The organism is Cupriavidus sp. SK-3 (assembly GCF_000611145.1).
In the GTDB taxonomy this organism is placed as follows: Bacteria; Pseudomonadota; Gammaproteobacteria; order Burkholderiales; family Burkholderiaceae; genus Cupriavidus.
Genome location: NZ_JFJV02000014.1, coordinates 29,553 through 45,950, shown reverse-complemented (window position 1 = coordinate 45,950; position 16,398 = coordinate 29,553). Strand labels below are relative to the sequence as shown.

Annotated in this window: 17 protein-coding genes and 1 pseudogene; 14 read left to right on the top strand and 4 right to left on the bottom strand. The window is 64.0% G+C overall.

The features are described 5' to 3' along the window. Window positions 1-344: 344 nt before the first annotated feature. The gene (locus CF70_RS01090) at window positions 345-1,541 is read right to left on the bottom strand and encodes an amino acid aminotransferase (RefSeq protein ID WP_035859289.1); all 1,197 of its coding nucleotides are present in this window, start codon (window positions 1,539-1,541) and stop codon (window positions 345-347) included. A 157-nt stretch (window positions 1,542-1,698) separates the two neighbouring features. Between CF70_RS01090 and uvrB the strand changes: the two genes are divergently transcribed. Together uvrB and CF70_RS01080 are read left to right on the top strand one after the other, a co-directional pair. Beyond that, window positions 1,699-3,798, top strand: a complete 2,100-nt coding sequence (gene uvrB / locus CF70_RS01085; protein ID WP_035859287.1) for an excinuclease ABC subunit UvrB — start codon at window positions 1,699-1,701, stop codon at window positions 3,796-3,798. Between the two features lie 83 nt (window positions 3,799-3,881). After that, complete coding sequence (locus CF70_RS01080) at window positions 3,882-4,181, top strand: putative quinol monooxygenase (RefSeq protein ID WP_035859285.1); 300 nt, start codon at window positions 3,882-3,884, stop codon at window positions 4,179-4,181. 72 nt (window positions 4,182-4,253) lie between these two features. On the opposite strand, the gene CF70_RS01075 is transcribed toward CF70_RS01080, so the two are convergent. Continuing rightward, window positions 4,254-4,709, bottom strand: coding sequence for a hypothetical protein (locus CF70_RS01075; protein ID WP_152561655.1), 456 nt, complete (start codon window positions 4,707-4,709; stop codon window positions 4,254-4,256). Window positions 4,710-4,891: 182 nt separating this feature from the next. Here CF70_RS01075 and CF70_RS37240 point away from each other — a divergent pair. The 12 genes and pseudogenes from CF70_RS37240 to iscX all read left to right on the top strand — a co-directional run. Next, window positions 4,892-4,975 (top strand): annotated as a pseudogene (locus CF70_RS37240) (low molecular weight phosphotyrosine protein phosphatase); the annotation flags it as partial. Window positions 4,976-4,979: 4 nt separating this feature from the next. Continuing rightward, a partial coding sequence (locus CF70_RS01070) for a low molecular weight protein-tyrosine-phosphatase (protein WP_235184842.1) occupies window positions 4,980-5,396 on the top strand: 417 nt, incomplete at its 5' end. A 48-nt stretch (window positions 5,397-5,444) separates the two neighbouring features. Continuing rightward, a complete protein-coding gene (locus CF70_RS01065; RefSeq protein ID WP_035859282.1) occupies window positions 5,445-7,535 on the top strand; it encodes a site-specific recombinase in 2,091 nt (696 codons plus the stop codon). 80 nt (window positions 7,536-7,615) lie between these two features. Continuing rightward, window positions 7,616-8,170, top strand: coding sequence for a Fe-S cluster assembly transcriptional regulator IscR (iscR, locus tag CF70_RS01060; RefSeq protein ID WP_035859280.1), 555 nt, complete (start codon window positions 7,616-7,618; stop codon window positions 8,168-8,170). Between the two features lie 62 nt (window positions 8,171-8,232). Further along, window positions 8,233-9,456: an IscS subfamily cysteine desulfurase gene (locus CF70_RS01055; RefSeq protein ID WP_304413161.1), complete on the top strand. Its 1,224-nt coding sequence runs from the start codon at window positions 8,233-8,235 to the stop codon at window positions 9,454-9,456. A gap of 50 nt (window positions 9,457-9,506) precedes the next feature. Continuing rightward, window positions 9,507-9,908 carry a Fe-S cluster assembly scaffold IscU gene (gene iscU, locus CF70_RS01050; protein WP_006160178.1) on the top strand — a complete coding sequence of 134 codons (402 nt, stop codon included), beginning with the start codon at window positions 9,507-9,509 and terminating at the stop codon, window positions 9,906-9,908. A gap of 31 nt (window positions 9,909-9,939) precedes the next feature. Continuing rightward, window positions 9,940-10,260, top strand: coding sequence for an iron-sulfur cluster assembly protein IscA (iscA, locus tag CF70_RS01045; protein ID WP_017229301.1), 321 nt, complete (start codon window positions 9,940-9,942; stop codon window positions 10,258-10,260). 34 nt (window positions 10,261-10,294) lie between these two features. Next, entirely contained in the window at window positions 10,295-10,516 is a 222-nt protein-coding gene (locus CF70_RS01040) for a DUF3565 domain-containing protein (RefSeq protein WP_035859247.1), read from the top strand. Between the two features lie 120 nt (window positions 10,517-10,636). Beyond that, window positions 10,637-11,155 (top strand): Fe-S protein assembly co-chaperone HscB, encoded by a 519-nt coding sequence (hscB, locus tag CF70_RS01035; protein ID WP_035859303.1) that lies wholly within the window; start codon window positions 10,637-10,639, stop codon window positions 11,153-11,155. Window positions 11,156-11,267: 112 nt separating this feature from the next. Further along, on the top strand, window positions 11,268-13,133 hold the full coding sequence (hscA, locus tag CF70_RS01030) for a Fe-S protein assembly chaperone HscA (protein ID WP_035859245.1): 1,866 nt from the start codon (window positions 11,268-11,270) through the stop codon (window positions 13,131-13,133). 42 nt (window positions 13,134-13,175) lie between these two features. Next, a complete protein-coding gene (gene fdx, locus CF70_RS01025; protein WP_035859241.1) occupies window positions 13,176-13,514 on the top strand; it encodes an ISC system 2Fe-2S type ferredoxin in 339 nt (112 codons plus the stop codon). 50 nt (window positions 13,515-13,564) lie between these two features. Next, the gene (gene iscX / locus CF70_RS01020; protein WP_035859239.1) at window positions 13,565-13,759 is read left to right on the top strand and encodes a Fe-S cluster assembly protein IscX; all 195 of its coding nucleotides are present in this window, start codon (window positions 13,565-13,567) and stop codon (window positions 13,757-13,759) included. 77 nt (window positions 13,760-13,836) lie between these two features. Here iscX and CF70_RS01015 read toward each other — a convergent pair whose 3' ends face one another. After that, entirely contained in the window at window positions 13,837-14,595 is a 759-nt protein-coding gene (locus CF70_RS01015) for a glycine zipper 2TM domain-containing protein (RefSeq protein WP_035859237.1), read from the bottom strand. A 269-nt stretch (window positions 14,596-14,864) separates the two neighbouring features. Then, the coding region (gene lysS, locus CF70_RS01010) for a lysine--tRNA ligase (protein ID WP_035859300.1) at window positions 14,865-16,398 on the bottom strand (1,534 nt) is incomplete at its 5' end.

Sequence of the window (16,398 nt, the reverse complement as noted above, 5' to 3'; positions counted from 1 at the left end):
CTGTAGCCTGCGCCCACGCGGTAAGCGGGTGCAGCATCGAGCGCTGGAATTCGTGCAGCTGGTAAAGCATGACGGGTCCCTATCAGGCTGGGGGCGAAGCTGGAATTCAACGCCTTGATATTACGAATGCAACAAACACAGAATTGCTAATGTGTTACCGATTATGCTCGTTATCGAACGATCGTGCGATGCAGCATATACCCTAAGGTACGCTTGCATCGGAAAAAGACAATAGGACAAACGCTGTACTTCTGGCTGACAAATCCAAAAAAATGTAAAAAGATGCGGCCAGACGTGGAAAAGGCGACCGAAGTCGCCTTTTCGTCCACTTTACGCCTTTACCGTTACAGCACGGCGGCGATGGCGTCGACCACCGCGTCGATGTTGCGGCTGTTGAGCGCTGCTACGCAGATGCGGCCGGTGCCCACGGCGTAGATGCCATGCTCGTTGCGCAGGAGGTCCACTTGCGCCGAGTTCAGGCCCGAGTACGAGAACATGCCGCGCTGGGCCTTGACGAACGAGAAGTCGCCCGGCACGCCCTTGGCGGCCAGCTTGTCCACCAGCGCATGGCGCATCAGCTTGATGCGGTCACGCATTTCGCCCAGCTCCTGTTCCCACATGGCGCGCAGCTCGGGGCTGTTCAGCACGGTGGCGACCACGGTGCCGCCATGGGTCGGCGGGTTGGAGTAGTTGGTGCGAATGACGCGCTTGACCTGCGACATCACGCGCTGGGCTTCTTCCTTGCCAGTGGTGACGATCGACAGCGCGCCCACGCGCTCGCCGTACAGCGAGAAGCTCTTCGAGAACGAGCTCGAGACGAAGAACGGCAGGCCGGATTCGGCGAACAGGCGCACTGCCGCACCGTCCGGGTCGATGCCATCGGCGAAGCCCTGGTAGGCCATGTCGAGGAACGGGATCAGGTTGCGTTCCTTGATCAGTTCCACCACTTGCTTCCATTGCTCGGGCGAGAGGTCGACACCGGTCGGGTTGTGGCAGCAGGCGTGCAGCACGACGATGGTGTTGGCCGCGTACGACTTCAGCGATTCCACCATGCCGGTGAAATTCAGGCCGTGGCTGGGGGCGTCGTAATAGGTGTAGTTGATCACGGGGAAGCCGGCTGCCTCGAACAGGGCGCGGTGGTTTTCCCAGCTCGGGTCGCTGATGGCGACCTTGGCGTCCGGATACAGGCGCTTGAGGAAGTCGGCGCCGATCTTGAGCGCGCCAGTGCCGCCGAGTGCCTGGGCCGTCACTACGCGGCCTTCGGTGATCAGCGGCGATTCCTTGCCGAACAGCAGGGTCTGCACGGCCTGGTCGTAGGCGGCGATGCCTTCGATCGGCAGGTAGCCGCGCGGGGTGGCGGTGGTCAGGCGGGCCTTCTCGGCTTCCTGCACGGCGCGCAGCAGAGGGATTTTCCCTTCGTCGGTGAAGTACACGCCAACACCCAGATTGACCTTGGTCGCACGGGTATCGGCATTGAAGGCTTCATTCAGGCCCAGGATCGGGTCGCGCGGGGCCATCTCGACGGCAGAAAACAAACTCATTTGGGATCTCGTGGTCAACTATGTAACAAAACGGGAAGGCGTAGAATGCTCCGGACTGCGCTCGGGAGTGCGGGCGGCCCCCATCTTGATACCTGGCCGCCAACCCCAAGATTCTAGCGTATCTGCCCGTTTTCCTGAGGTTTTCCCCTACCAGCCTATGTCGAATCTCGTTGAAGTCGCACCCGCGCTGGATGAAGAGAAGTTCGCGACCTTTCCCGGTTCGCCGTTCCAGCTTTACCAGCCTTATCTGCCGGCTGGCGACCAGCCCGAGGCGATCCGCCAGCTGGTCGAGGGGGTGGAGGATGGTCTGTCCTACCAGACCCTGCTGGGGGTGACCGGTTCGGGCAAGACCTTCACCATGGCCAATGTGATTGCCCGCATGGGGCGTCCGGCCATCGTGTTCGCGCCCAACAAGACGCTGGCCGCGCAGCTGTATTCCGAGTTCCGCGAGTTCTTCCCGCGCAATGCCGTCGAGTACTTCGTCAGCTACTACGATTACTACCAGCCCGAAGCCTACGTGCCGCAGCGCGACCTGTTCATCGAGAAGGATTCCTCGATCAACGAGCATATCGAGCAGATGCGGCTGTCGGCCACCAAGAGCCTGCTGGAGCGGCGCGACACCATCATCGTGGCCAGCGTCTCGGCCATCTACGGTATCGGCAACCCGTCCGAATACCACAAGATGATCCTGACGCTGCGCACGGGCGACAAGATCAGCCAGCGCGATGTGATTGCGCGCCTGATCGCCATGCAGTACACCCGCAACGAGACCGATTTCCAGCGCGGCACCTTCCGCGTGCGAGGCGATACGCTGGATATCTTCCCGGCCGAGCATGCCGAGCTGGCGGTGCGTGTCGACATGTTCGATGACGAGATCGATTCGCTGCAGTTCTTCGATCCGCTGACCGGGCGCGTGCGCCAGAAGATCCCGCGTTTCACGGTCTATCCTTCAAGCCACTATGTGACTCCGCGCGAAACGGTGCTGCGGGCGATCGAGGATATCAAGGTCGAACTGCGTGAGCGCCTGGACTTCTTCTACAAGGAGAACAAGCTGGTGGAGGCGCAACGGCTGGAGCAGCGCTCCCGCTTCGACCTGGAAATGCTGTCCGAGCTGGGTTTCTGCAAGGGCATCGAGAACTATTCGCGCCACCTGTCGGGCGCAAAGCCGGGCGACCCGCCGCCCACGCTGGTCGACTACCTGCCGTCCGATGCGTTGATGTTCCTGGATGAGTCGCACGTGCTGATGGGTCAGTTCAACGGCATGTATAACGGCGACAGGGCGCGCAAGACCACCCTGGTCGACTATGGCTTCCGGCTGCCCTCCGCGCTGGACAACCGTCCGCTGAAGTTCGCGGAGTTCGAGGGCAAGATGCGGCAGGGCATGTTTGTCTCGGCCACGCCGTCCAACTACGAGAACGAGCATGCGGGGCAGGTGGTGGAGCAGGTGGTGCGGCCCACGGGGCTGGTCGATCCGATCATCCACGTGCGTCCGGCGACCACGCAGGTCGACGATCTGCTGTCCGAGATCCACCAGAAGGTAGCCGTCGGAGAGCGCGTGCTGGTGACCACGCTCACCAAGCGCATGGCCGAGCAGCTCACGGAGTTCCTGACCGAGAACGGCGTCAAGGTCCGCTACCTGCACTCGGACATCGATACCGTGGAGCGCGTGGAGATCATCCGCGATCTGCGGCTGGGCACCTTCGATGTGCTGGTCGGCATCAACCTGCTGCGCGAGGGCCTGGATATCCCGGAAGTCTCGCTGGTGGCCATTCTCGACGCGGACAAGGAAGGCTTCCTGCGGGCCGAACGTTCGCTGATCCAGACCATCGGCCGCGCTGCCCGTAACGTGAACGGCACCGCCATTCTCTATGCCGACCGGATGACCGATTCGATGAAGCGGGCGATCGGTGAGACCGAGCGGCGGCGAGCCAAGCAGGTTGCCTTCAACGAAGCCAACGGCATCGTGCCGCGCGGCGTCGTCAAGCGTATCAAGGACATCATCGACGGGGTCTACGACCCGGGCGAGGTGAAGGCGGAACTGCTGGCCGCGGAAGAGCGCGCCAAGTACGAAGACATGAGCGAGAAGCAGGTCGCGAAGGAGATCAAGCGGCTGGAAAAGCAAATGTTCGAGCACGCCAAGAATCTCGAGTTCGAGAAGGCCGGGCAGGTGCGCGACCAGTTGGCCAAGCTCAAGCGGCAGGTATTCGGCGCCAGCGGCGACGGGGAGCACTTGCCGCCGGCCGCGGCCGCGTCCTGAGGGCGCTCGCGTCTGTGGCATGCGGGCGCTGGCCTTGCTACCGACTATAGTTGGAATCCCGGACGGTAGTGAGGAGACTGCTCATGGTCAAGTTCGCTCTGTGGGTTCCGCTGCACGCGAAGCCCGGCAAGGAAAAGGAAATAGAGGAATTCCTGCTTGGCGGCCTGCCGCTGGTGCAGGAGGAAACCGGCACCACTGCATGGTTCGCGCTTCGCCTCGGGCCGTCCATGTACGGCATCTTCGATGCGTTCCCCGATGAGGCCGGGCGCCAGGCCCATCTCTCGGGCAAGGTCGCGGCAGCCTTGATGGCGAAGGCCCCCGACCTGTTCGCCAAGCCGCCTTCCATCGAGAAGCTGGACGTGTTGGCGGCCAAGCTGCCCTGAGTCGCGCCGCCGCCGGCCAGTCCTTCGGGCCGGCGGGCCCGCGCGGCTGCAAAGGCAGGCGAGGGGCGTGGCCTAGCCCTTTGGTGGGAGCGATCGCAGGCGCTTGTTGACTTCCAGCAGGGTTTCGCACGCATCGGCATCAGCGTCGTGGCGCTTGCCGATGAAATCCACGATGGCGCGCAGCGGTTCGCGCTGCGCAGCGCACGCCGTGCCCGGCCCCGGAACCAACGCCGGGCATGCCGAGCCGATTTCATCCTCCAGGCTGCGGCGGACGACGGTGAGCAGGTTTTCACAACCTGAGTCGGGGGTGGCACCCACGGCAGGTTCGGCGGCGCCCGCAAGGCTTGCGCAAAGCAGGATGGGCGATATCAGGAGATGGCTAGGGCGGATATTCACTACGCGATTATGAGCGGGTGACGACTTTGCGTCAGCTAATTTGCCACGATGCAGCGGGCCGGGTGGCTTGATTGCCATCGCGGTCCTTCGCTTCTCGCCGCCCTCAGTGCTTTTTTCGACTTCGAACCGCAACCGCGGCGCCTTCTGGTCGTGGCGGTTCGCGTGGGCGGCAGCGGGTAGAATTCGGCCTGCAAAATTCGTGAAGGATTGCCGCGGCTGCCCAAGGCGTGCTGCAGGTGATTGATTTCATCGGGACGTATCAGCGGCCTGGCTGCACTTTCGCTTCCTGAATGAACCTCGGGTATCTGATTCCTATGAAGAAATACGCCATTCTCATGTGCTGCATGGGCAATATTTGCCGCTCGCCAACTGCTGAAGGCGTGATGCGCGCCAAACTGNNNNGCCAAACTGGAATCGGCGGGGCTGGTCGATCTGGTCGAGCTGGATTCGGCGGGCACGCATGGCTACCACGTCGGGCGGGCACCGGATGCGCGCTCGCAGCGCCATGCGCTGGCCCGTGGCTACGATCTCTCCGCGCAACGCGCGCGGCTGGCGGTGGTGCAGGATTTCGCGCGTTTCGATCTGCTATTGGCCATGGACCATGACAACCTGGCGGCTCTGCGCGCAATCAGCCCGCCTGGCAGTCAGGACAAGTTGCGCTTGTTGATGAGCTTCGCCAGCCGCCACGCCGCGGATGAAGTGCCGGATCCCTATTATGGCGAGGGCGACGGCTTCGAACGCGTGCTCGATTACGTGGAGGACGCCTGCGATGGCGTGGTCGCCATGCTGCTCGCAAATAGGCTGGACGGCGCAGCCTGACCGGCGGCGCGAACCCTTCCGGCCGTTGTTTAATTTTCATGAGGTTTCATGTTTCGTTCCCTGTTCCGCAAATGGCGCGAATCGCGCAATGCCAGCCTGCAACTCGACGCAATCCTGGCGGCCGCGGACCCGGAGGCACCGCTGGCGGACCGTAACAGCTGGCTGATCGAACTGGGCTACTGGATCCGGCGCGACGGGCTGCCTGGCACCGAAGGCATGGCGGCCGACAAGAGCCGCCGCGAGCACGTTCGGTTGCGCTACCTGCTGCAGGTGCTTGGCCGCAACCCGGAGGTGGCGGGGCGCTTTGCCAGCCTGGTGCGCTCGCTGGTGCGCGACAACGATCCCACTGCCTTGCTTTGCGATACCGGCGTGGCGTCTCACCCGGGCTTCTGGAGCGAGGTGCTCGATCGGCTACAGGCGCGCTTCCTGCCGCCGCCGCCCAATCGCGGCGATCTGGCGAGCCTGTTTGCGCTGCTGTTTATCGACGGCAACGATGCCGACTGGGTCGAGGCGCTGGACGGCGAGTTGCTCGAGGGGCTGACTGCCGTGTTGCGCGCGGACGACCCGGAGGCAGCGGGCGATGCCGCCGCGATGCCGGAATGGGATCGTTTTGATCGCACGCTGGCCACCAGCATCCAGGTGCTGGTGAGTCAGGTTCGCGCCACGGGGCTGAGCCAGGCGATCCGCTCGCGCCTCAGTGGCAAGGTGCAGGACACGCCGTTCTTCCGCCTGGGCAGCGCCGCCGAGGCCTTGTGCGAGGAGGGGGCCGCGCAGCACGGTGGCGAGGCGTTCGCGCACCGCCTCAACTATTTCCGTGCACTACTTGACGGCTGCCACCAGGCGGCCCAGCGTGTGTACGACGATCTCGAAGAGAATGGCGTTTCTGTGGAGGTCGTGTTCCAGATCGAGCGCATGAAAGTGCGGCTCGCGCGCATCGAGCTGTTGCTGGCAACCTGGGTCGAGCCGCAGCGGCGCGACCGGCATGCCCATCTGATTGCGGCGTTGATTCGTTCCACCCAGGCGCGCCGCAGCATCGTCCATCTGGCGGGCACTTCGTTCTCGCAACTGGCGCGCAAGGTAGTGGAGCGCTCTGCCGAAACCGGCGAGCACTACATCACGCGCGACCGCCGCGAGTACCGCGATCTGATGCGGGCCGCGGCCGGCGGCGGCCTGATCACCGTGGGCACGGTCTATCTCAAGTTTCTGATCTACGGGTTGCACCTGGACAAGTTCATCGAGGGCCTGCTTGCCTCGCTCAACTATGCGGGCAGCTTCCTGGTGATTCACTTCGCGCATTTCACGCTGGCCACCAAGCAGCCGGCGATGACCGGCCCGGCGCTGGCGCACCGGCTCGACGCGGTCGGCAGGCCAGAAGGCAGGGAGATCTTTGTCGATGACACCATCGCGATGATTCGCTCGAACGCCGCGGCGATCTTCGGCAACCTCGCGGCAGTGTTTCCGGTCGCGCTGGCCATCCAGTGGCTGGCCAATCGCTTCCTGGGTGCCAACCTGATCACACCGGCGAAGGCGATCGCCACCATTGAGTCCTTCTCCATTCTCGGTCCCACGCCTGTCTATGCCATCTTCACCGGCGTGTTGCTGTGGCTGTCCAGCCTGGTGGCAGGCTGGGCCGACAACTGGTTCGCGCTGCACAAGGTGCACGACGTGATGGCGTATAACCGCCGCCTGCGCTATGTGCTGGGCGTGCAGGGTGCGGCGCGCATGGCGGATTTCTGGAAGCGCAATATGTCGGGGGTCGCGGCCAATGTCTCGCTTGGCCTGCTGCTCGGTCTGGGGCCGGAGATCCTCAGCTTCTTCGGTCCGCATATGGAGGTGCGCCACGTCACGTTGTCGACCGGGGCGGTGGGCACCTCGATTGGCGTGCTGGGTCTCGGTGTGCTGAAAATGCCTTCGTTCTGGCTGGCGGTGGCGGGCATTGCGCTGATGGGCTTGCTCAATGTGGCAGTGAGTTTCGCCCTGGCTTTCAATATGGCGTTGCGCTCACGCAGCCTGCGTCGGGTAGACCGCCGGGCGCTGAGCGCGGCCGTGCGGCAGCGCATCCTGAAAAACCCCTGGTCCCTGATCGTGCCTCCGCGCGCGCCAGAGACGGCGGCGCCGGTGGGGGAGGGGCGGGTTTGATGCAATGCGGCAGGGGTACTTGACTGAATTAGTCGACTTCTTTTATACTTGACCAAAATGATCAAGTACTCCCCAGCATCATGAGACTGACGACCAAAGGCCGCTTCGCGGTAACCGCCATGATCGACCTGGCCATGCGCCAGGATCAGGGCCCCGTTACGCTAGCGGGCATCAGCCAGCGCCAGAAAATTTCCCTCTCTTACCTCGAGCAGCTGTTCGGTAAGCTGCGTCGCCACGAGATCGTGGAGAGCGTGCGCGGTCCGGGCGGCGGCTACAGCCTTGCCCGCAAGGCGGAGGACGTCACGGTGGCCGACATCATCATCGCTGTCGACGAGCCGCTCGACGCGACCCAGTGCGGCGGAAAAGGTAATTGTAACGGAGATGAGGGAACCGGTCGCTGCATGACCCACGAGCTGTGGGCCACGCTGAACCAGAAAATGGTCGAGTATCTCGATTCCGTCTCCCTGAAGAACCTGGTCGACCAGCAGCGCGCCAAATCCCCCGCGGTGTTGCACGACATGCGCGAAGAGTCGGTGGCGCAAGCCGTGGCCGTGCCACTGGGCAAGGCGGACAAACAGGAAAAGCCCGCGCGTCCGCGGGTGGTGAATTCGGTTTTCAGCCTGGCTCAGTCGTAAGACGGGCAGCCGGCCAGAGAGCACAGAGAAACATCAAGCATAGCGGTCCCTAAAAGGCAGTCATAACGATGAGCACCCCACATTTCCCCATCTACATGGATTACTCGGCCACCACGCCGGTAGACCCGCGCGTGGCGGACAAGATGATTCCGTACCTGCGCGAACAGTTCGGCAATCCGGCTTCGCGCAGCCACGCCTACGGCTGGGATGCCGAACGCGCGGTGGAAGAGGCGCGTGAGCAGGTGGCCGCACTGGTTGGCGCCGATCCGCGCGAGATCGTCTGGACGTCGGGCGCAACCGAGTCCAATAACCTCGCCATCAAGGGCGCGGCCAATTTCTACTCGGGCAAGGGCAAGCACCTCATCACGGTGAAGACCGAGCACAAGGCCGTGCTGGATACCACCCGCGAGCTGGAGCGCCAGGGCTTCGAGGTGACGTATCTCGACGTGCAGGAAAACGGCCTGCTCGACATCGAAGTGCTCAAGGCGGCGATCCGCCCCGACACGATCCTGGTGTCGGTGATGCTGGTGAACAACGAGATCGGCGTGATCCAGGATGTGGCGCAGATCGGCGAGATCTGCCGCGCCAAGGGCATTATTTTCCATTGCGACGCGGCCCAGGCCACCGGCAAGGTGGCAATTGACCTGAACACGCTGAAGTGCGACCTGATGTCGTTCTCGGCGCACAAGACCTATGGCCCCAAGGGCGTTGGCGCGCTGTACGTACGCCGCAAGCCGCGCGTGCGCCTGGAAGCGCAGATGCACGGCGGCGGCCACGAGCGCGGCATGCGCTCGGGCACGCTGGCCACGCACCAGATCGTCGGCATGGGCGAAGCCTTCCGTATTGCCCGCGAGGAAATGGCCACGGAAAACGAGCGCATCCGCATGCTGCGCGACCGCCTGTGGCGCGGCCTGTCGGGCATGGAAGAGGTCTACCTGAATGGCGACCTGGAACAGCGTGTGCCGCACAACCTGAATGTCAGCTTCAACTTTGTCGAAGGCGAATCGTTGATCATGGCGATCAAGGACGTGGCGGTGTCGTCGGGCTCGGCCTGCACCTCGGCGTCGCTGGAGCCTTCGTACGTGCTGCGCGCCCTTGGCCGCAACGACGAACTGGCACACAGCTCGATTCGCTTTACGGTGGGCCGTTTCACCACCGAGGAAGAAGTCGATTACACCGTCGAACTGCTCAAGAGCAAGATCGCCAAGCTGCGCGACCTGTCGCCGCTGTGGGAAATGTTCAAGGACGGTGTGGACCTGAATTCCATCCAGTGGGCCGCGCACTAAGCGCCAAGACCCCCGCAAGACCCCCATAATTACGCCAAGAGGTAGCCAAAATGTCATACAGCACGAAGGTTCTCGACCACTATGAAAACCCCCGCAACGTGGGCTCGTTCGACAAGAACGACGACGCCGTGGGGACCGGCATGGTCGGTGCGCCGGCTTGCGGCGACGTCATGAAGCTGCAGATCAAGGTCAATGAAGCTGGCGTGATCGAAGACGCCAAGTTCAAGACCTATGGCTGCGGTTCGGCCATCGCATCCTCGTCGCTCGTGACCGAGTGGGTCAAGGGCAAGACCGTGGATCAGGCACTGGAAATCAAGAATACCCACATCGCCGAGGAACTGGCGCTGCCGCCGGTGAAGATCCATTGCTCGATCCTGGCCGAAGACGCCATCAAGGCGGCGGTCGAGGATTACAAGAAGAAGCACGAAGGCGCCGAACAGAAGGCCGCCTGAGTTCCGCGATCCATCAAGGGATAAAGCACCGATGATCACGCTTACCGAGAAGGCCGCCAAGCATGTGGCGCGCTACCTGGACCGCCGCGGCAAGGGCGTTGGCCTGCGCCTCGGCGTCAAGACGACCGGCTGCTCGGGCCTTGCCTACAAGCTGGAATACGTCGATGACCTGTTGCCGGAAGACAGCGTATTCGAGTCGCACGGCATCAAGGTGATCGTCGATCCGAAGAGCCTGCCGTATATCGATGGCACGGAACTGGACTTTGCGCGCGAAGGCCTGAACGAGGGGTTCCGTTTCAACAACCCCAATGTCAAGGACGAATGCGGTTGCGGAGAGTCGTTCCGGGTCTGAGCGCGCTGCGGCTGACGTCTTTGCGCAGAATGCGATGAAACACGGCATAGTCGGCTTCCACCAGGATGACGAAAGCCATTGGGTGGCAGAGTTGGATTGCGGTCATGGCCAGCATATGCGCCATGACCCGCCCTGGCAGATGCGTCCGTGGACGCTGACGGTGCAGGGCCGGGCGGCACGGATCGGCGAGGTGGTGGACTGCCTGAAGTGCGATCGGGCGGAGCCGCCGGCAGATTGGGCGGCGCGAAGCGTGTAGCGCGTTGCCGGCCGGTGCCTGCGCAATTTATTGCGGTATCGCCGGCGCGGCCGACGCGCCGCTTTACGCTGAAGGAAGTTCAAAGGGGCGGCGCAGCCGCTCTTTTTGTTGGGGAAGGTGTTGAAAGACGATTATTTCGCCCTGTTTGGCTTGCCGGTGGGGTACGCAGTCGACGAGGCGGCGCTGGACGCCGCCTACCTGACCGTGCAGTCGCAGGCGCACCCGGACCGCTTCGCCAATGCCGGCGACGCCGAGCGCCGCGTGGCCATGCAGTGGGCCGCGCATGCCAACGAGGCGTACCGCACGCTGCGCCAGCCGCTCAAGCGCGCGATCTACCTGCTGACGCTGCGCGGCGTGGATATCCAGGCCGAGAACAATACGGCCATGGCGCCGGCTTTCCTGATGCAGCAAATGGAATGGCGCGAGGCGCTGCAGGAAGCGGTCGAGGAAAAGGACGTCGCCCGGCTCGACGCGCTGCTGCGCGAGTTGCGCGGCGAGAAGCGCGAGCGCCACGCGGCGCTGGGCGCACTGCTGGATGCCGGCGACAACGCGGCAGCCGGCGGCGCGGCCAGGCAATTGATGTTCATCGAGAAGATCGAACACGACACCAGCGAGGCGATCGACCGCCTGGAAGGCTAGGATTCAGCGCCTCCGGGCACGTTCGCCGCCGCCATGCCACAATGGCGCCCCGGCGCAAGACCAGCCTGTGTGACAGGCTGCCTTGCCACCGCACGAATAAAGACGATTCATCATGGCACTGCTCCAGATCTCCGAACCCGGCATGTCGCCGGCACCCCACCAGAAGCGGCTAGCGGTCGGCATCGACCTCGGCACGACCAATTCGCTGGTGGCGGCGGTTCGCAACAGCATTCCCGAAGTCCTGACCGATGAAAGCGGCCGCGCGCTGCTGCCTTCGGTGGTGCGCTACCTGCCCAACAAGGGCACGCAGATCGGCTACCGCGCGCAGGAAGAAGCGGTGCACGACCCAAAGAACACCATCGTCTCGGTCAAGCGCTTCATGGGGCGCGGCCTGCGCGACGTCGCGCATATCGAACATAGTCCCTACGATTTCGTTGACGCGCCTGGCATGGTGCAGATCAAGACCGTGGCCGGCGTGAAGAGCCCGGTCGAGATTTCGGCGGAGATCCTGGCCACGCTGCGCCAGCGCGCCGAAGACTCGCTGGGTGACGAACTGGTCGGCGCGGTGATTACCGTGCCCGCTTATTTCGACGACGCGCAGCGCCAGGCCACCAAGGATGCCGCCCAGCTCGCGGGGCTGGAAGTGCTGCGCCTGCTGAACGAGCCGACGGCGGCGGCGATCGCCTACGGGCTGGATAACGCGTCCGAAGGCATCTACGCGGTGTACGACCTCGGTGGCGGCACCTTCGATATCTCCATTCTCAAGCTCAGCAAGGGTGTGTTCGAGGTGCTGGCCACCGGCGGCGACTCCGCCCTTGGCGGGGACGATTTCGATCAGCGCCTGATGTGCTGGATTGTCGAGCAAGCTGCCCTGCAACCGCTCTCGGCCGAGGATATGCGCTTGTTGATGGTGCGCGCGCGCGCCGCCAAGGAAGCGCTGTCGGAGGCCGATTCCACGGTGATCGACGCAGTGCTGGACAGCGGCGAGATCGTGCACCTGACGCTGTCGGCAACGGCCTTCGTAGAGATGACCGCGCCGCTGGTGCAGAAGACCCTGGCGCCGGTGCGCAAGGCCCTGCGCGATGCGGGCGTGGGGGCCGACGAAGTCAAGGGCGTGGTGCTGGTCGGCGGTGCGACCCGCATGCCCTCGGTGCGCAAGGCGGTGGGCGATTTCTTCGGCCAGCGCCCGCTGACGAACCTCGATCCCGACCGGGTCGTGGCGCTGGGCGCGGCGATGCAGGCCAACCTGCTGGCCGGCAACGGTGCGCCGGGCGAGGACTGGCTGCTGCTCGACGTGATCCCGCTGTCGCTGGGCGTGGAAACCATGGGCGGACTGGTCGAAAAGATCATTCCGCGCAACAGCACCATCCCGGTGGCGCGCGCGCAGGAGTTCACCACGTTCAAGGATGGCCAGACCGCGATCGCCATCCATGTGCTGCAGGGCGAACGCGAACTGGCAAGCGACTGCCGCTCGCTGGCGCGCTTCGAGTTGCGCGGCATTCCGCCGATGGTGGCCGGCGCGGCACGCATCCGCGTGACTTACCAGGTCGACGCCGACGGGCTGTTGTCGGTGTTCGCACGCGAGACGCAGTCGGGCGTGGAAGCGACCATTACTGTCAAGCCATCCTACGGGCTCGCCGACGACGAGATCGCTCGCATGCTGCAGGACAGCTTCCGCGAAGCCGAGCACGATATGAAGAGCCGCGCGCTGGCTGAAGAGCGCGTGGACGCCGCGCGCCTGATCGAAGCGACGCACCGCGCGCTGGAGCTCGACGGCGACCTGCTCTCGGACGAAGAACGTGCCGGCGTGGAGCGGCTGATCGCGGCAGCGGGCGACATCGCCAAGGGCGAGGATCACCACGCCATCAAGGCAGCGGTGGAAGCGCTGTCCCATGGCACCGACGAATTCGCCGCCCGCCGGATGGACCGCTCGATCAAGAGCGCGCTGGCTGGCCGCAAGGTGGAGGACCTGGGCTGATCCCCGAGGACTCTCGCACCGTATCTAAATCCAGGACATTTCATGCCACAGATCATCGTATTGCCCCACGTCGAACTCTGTCCCGAGGGCGCCGTGTTCGAAGCCAAGACCGGAACCAGCGTCTGCGATGCCTTGCTCAGCCATGGCATCGAGATCGAGCATGCCTGCGAGAAGTCGTGCGCCTGCACCACCTGCCATGTGGTGGTGCGCGAAGGCTTCAATTCTCTCAACGAGCCGGAAGAGAAGGAAGAGGACCTGCTGGACAAGGCGTGGGGGCTTGAGCCGAACTCGCGGCTCTCGTGCCAGGCTATCGTTGCCGACGAGGACCTTACCGTGCAGATTCCCAAGTACACCATCAATTACGCCAAGGAAGGACACTGAGCGCCTGTGCGCCTGCTCGTCCCGTTGCCGACCTGACAGAGAGAATCCTCATGAAGTGGACCGACACCTACGATATCGCCGCCGCCCTGTACGACAAGTACCCGGATGTGGACCCCACCACGATTCGATTCACCGACCTGCACCGCTGGGTCCTGGAGCTCGACGGCTTCGCCGACGTGCCCGAGCGCTCGGGTGAAAAGATCCTGGAAGCGATCCAGGCCGCCTGGATCGAAGAAGCGGAGTAAGGGAACGTCAAAGTAAAAGTAAAAGGGCCGGTGATCCGGCCCTTTTCTTGACAATTGTGTTCCGGGAGTCCGGCCGGTCAGGCCGTCACCAGGACACCATCCTGCAAGCGCACGCGCTGGCCTACCTGCACGCCAGGATCGGCATGATAGGTGAAGGTGCGGTAGCTGCCATTGTCCATCTGCACGCGCACCTGGTAGGAAGTGTCCTTGCGCACGGTCTTTTCGATCTGGTTGCCGGCAAAGCCGCCGCCTACCGCGCCGGCCACGGTTCCCAGGATGCGTCCGTTGCCCTTGCCAATCTGGTTGCCCAACAGCCCGCCGACCACCGCGCCGCCGACAGCGCCGAGGCCTGTGGCGGGCTTGGCGGTCTCGATCGGCGTGATGGCCACGATGTGGCCGGTGTACGCGCTGCCTTGCGCCGGCTGGCGTTGCGCAGAGGCGCCGTTCTCGGCGCGGCTCGCTTCGGGGCCATATCCTGTTTCCGGGTTGGCGTTGCGCTGGGTGGCCCGCCGGGGCGCGGGCGCCTGAGCGGGCGGGGCGGCTGGCGCCTGTGCCAACGCAGGGGCGGCCGCTTCGGGCGGGCGGGTGGTACTGCCAGGTGCGGTTTGCTGGACGGCCTGCGCATTGTTGGCGGCAATCGGCGCGGTCAGTGATTGCGGCGCATCCTGCGTCGCCTTGCTAACGGGCAGCACGCCGGTCATCGCGGCGACGGCGGTCAGGCTGGCGACCACGATTGCCACTGCGGCTGCGCCTACCAGCGGATGCAGGCGGCGCTGCACGGGCAATGTGGAAGGCAGGGCGGGTTCGTTCGATGGCTGCAAGGTCGGGTTCGGCATATTGTTTTCCTCGCGAAGCGCCGCCAGTCAGGGATGCTGCCGGTCAACGTTTCGATGAGACCAGTGTGGCCGAACGCGGCACCGTTTTCCGTTTGATTTTGTAAGCTTATGTAGGCGGGAAAATCGTTTTAAATCAGTGGTTTGCTGTGGGACTCCGCTCGCTTCCCGGTAGGCTATTTGTAACAAACTGGCGCGCAAACGAAAAAGCCCCATCGTTTGGATGGGGCTTTTTCGTTGCCTGGCGGCCGGCATCAGGCCGCCACCGCGCATCAGTCCTCGCGGCGCAGATGCGGGAACAGGATCACGTCGCGGATATTCGGGCTATCCGTCAGCAGCATCACCAGGCGGTCGATGCCGATACCGCAGCCGCCCGTCGGAGGCATGCCGTATTCGAGCGCGCGGATGTAGTCGGCGTCGAAGTACATCGCTTCCTCGTCGCCAGCATCCTTCTGGTCCACTTGCTTGCGGAAACGCTCGGCCTGGTCCTCGGCATCGTTCAGCTCGGAGAAGCCGTTGGCGATTTCGCGGCCGGTGATAAACAGCTCGAAGCGCTCGGTGATGCCCGGCTGGGTGTCCGAGGCGCGCGCCAGCGGCGAGACTTCCACCGGGTAGTCGACGATGAAGGTCGGCTCCCACAGCTGGCTCTCGGCGGTTTCCTCGAACAGTACCAGTTGCAGCGTGCCCAGGCCGGCGTTGAGGAATTGCGGTGCGCTGGTGTTGATGCCGAACTTCTTCAGCTCCGCGCGCAGGAATTCGGTATCCGCCAGTTGCGCGTCGGTGTACTGCGGCGCGTATTTCTGGATCGCCTGGGTGATGGTGAGGCGATGGAAGGGCTTGGACAGATCCAGCTCGCGGCCCTGGTAATTCAGTACGGCGCTGCCGCGCGCGTCGATGGCGGCCTGGCGGATCAGGTTCTCGGTGAAGTCCATCAGCCAGCGGTAATCCGTGTAGGCCGCGTAGAACTCCATCATCGTGAACTCGGGGTTGTGGCGCGGGCTCACCCCTTCGTTGCGGAAGTTGCGGTTGATCTCGAACACGCGTTCGAAGCCGCCTACCACCAGGCGCTTCAGGTACAGCTCGGGCGCGATACGCATGAACATCTGCATGTCCAGCGCGTTGTGGTGGGTGATGAACGGCTTGGCCGTGGCGCCCCCCGGGATCGGGTGCAGCATGGGCGTTTCCACTTCCATGAAGCCGGCGTCGGCCATGTGACGGCGCAGCGAGCTGATCGCGTTGGTCCGTGCGCGGAAGGTGGCGCGTGTTTCCGGCGACACGATCAGGTCGACATAGCGCTGGCGGTACCTGGTTTCCTGGTCGGCCAGGCCGTGGAACTTGTCCGGCAGCGGGCGCAGGGCCTTGGACAGCAGGCGCAGTTCCTGCACCTGTACCGACAACTCGCCCTTGTTGGTGCGGAACAGCACGCCGCGCGCGCTGATGATGTCGCCCAGGTCCCAGTGCTTGAAGGCCGCGTAGACGTCTTCACCGACCTTGTCGCGCGTGATGTAGAACTGGATCTGGCCGCCGCCGTCCTGCACGGTGGCGAAGCTGGCCTTGCCCATCACCCGCTTGAGCATCATGCGGCCGGCGATGGCGACTTCCACCGGGCTGGCTTCCAGCGCGGGCTGGTCGGTCTCCCTGTGCTGCTCGTGCAGTGCGGCGGCCTGGTGGGTCGGGCGGAAATCGTTGGGGAAGGCCACGCCTTGCTGACGCAGGGCCTGCAGCTTCTCGCGCCGTTCCGCGATGATCTTGTTTTCGTCGGCTGCGGCCGGGGCGTTGGCCTCGGCGGGAGCGCGGTTGGATTCG

Bases quoted from the DNA above. Each gene is read 5' to 3' on its own strand.
- hscA (WP_035859245.1), top strand. From the start codon at position 11,268: ATGGCACTGCTCCAGATCTCCGAACCCGGCATGTCGCCGGCACCCCAC.
- iscR (WP_035859280.1), top strand. From the start codon at position 7,616: ATGAGACTGACGACCAAAGGCCGCTTCGCGGTAACCGCCATGATCGAC.
- iscA (WP_017229301.1), top strand. From the start codon at position 9,940: ATGATCACGCTTACCGAGAAGGCCGCCAAGCATGTGGCGCGCTACCTG.
- CF70_RS01040 (WP_035859247.1), top strand. From the start codon at position 10,295: ATGAAACACGGCATAGTCGGCTTCCACCAGGATGACGAAAGCCATTGG.
- CF70_RS01065 (WP_035859282.1), top strand. From the start codon at position 5,445: ATGTTTCGTTCCCTGTTCCGCAAATGGCGCGAATCGCGCAATGCCAGC.
- fdx (WP_035859241.1), top strand. From the start codon at position 13,176: ATGCCACAGATCATCGTATTGCCCCACGTCGAACTCTGTCCCGAGGGC.
- iscU (WP_006160178.1), top strand. From the start codon at position 9,507: ATGTCATACAGCACGAAGGTTCTCGACCACTATGAAAACCCCCGCAAC.
- iscX (WP_035859239.1), top strand. From the start codon at position 13,565: ATGAAGTGGACCGACACCTACGATATCGCCGCCGCCCTGTACGACAAG.
- CF70_RS01090 (WP_035859289.1), bottom strand. From the start codon at position 1,541: ATGAGTTTGTTTTCTGCCGTCGAGATGGCCCCGCGCGACCCGATCCTG.
- CF70_RS01080 (WP_035859285.1), top strand. From the start codon at position 3,882: ATGGTCAAGTTCGCTCTGTGGGTTCCGCTGCACGCGAAGCCCGGCAAG.
- uvrB (WP_035859287.1), top strand. From the start codon at position 1,699: ATGTCGAATCTCGTTGAAGTCGCACCCGCGCTGGATGAAGAGAAGTTC.
- CF70_RS01015 (WP_035859237.1), bottom strand. From the start codon at position 14,595: ATGCCGAACCCGACCTTGCAGCCATCGAACGAACCCGCCCTGCCTTCC.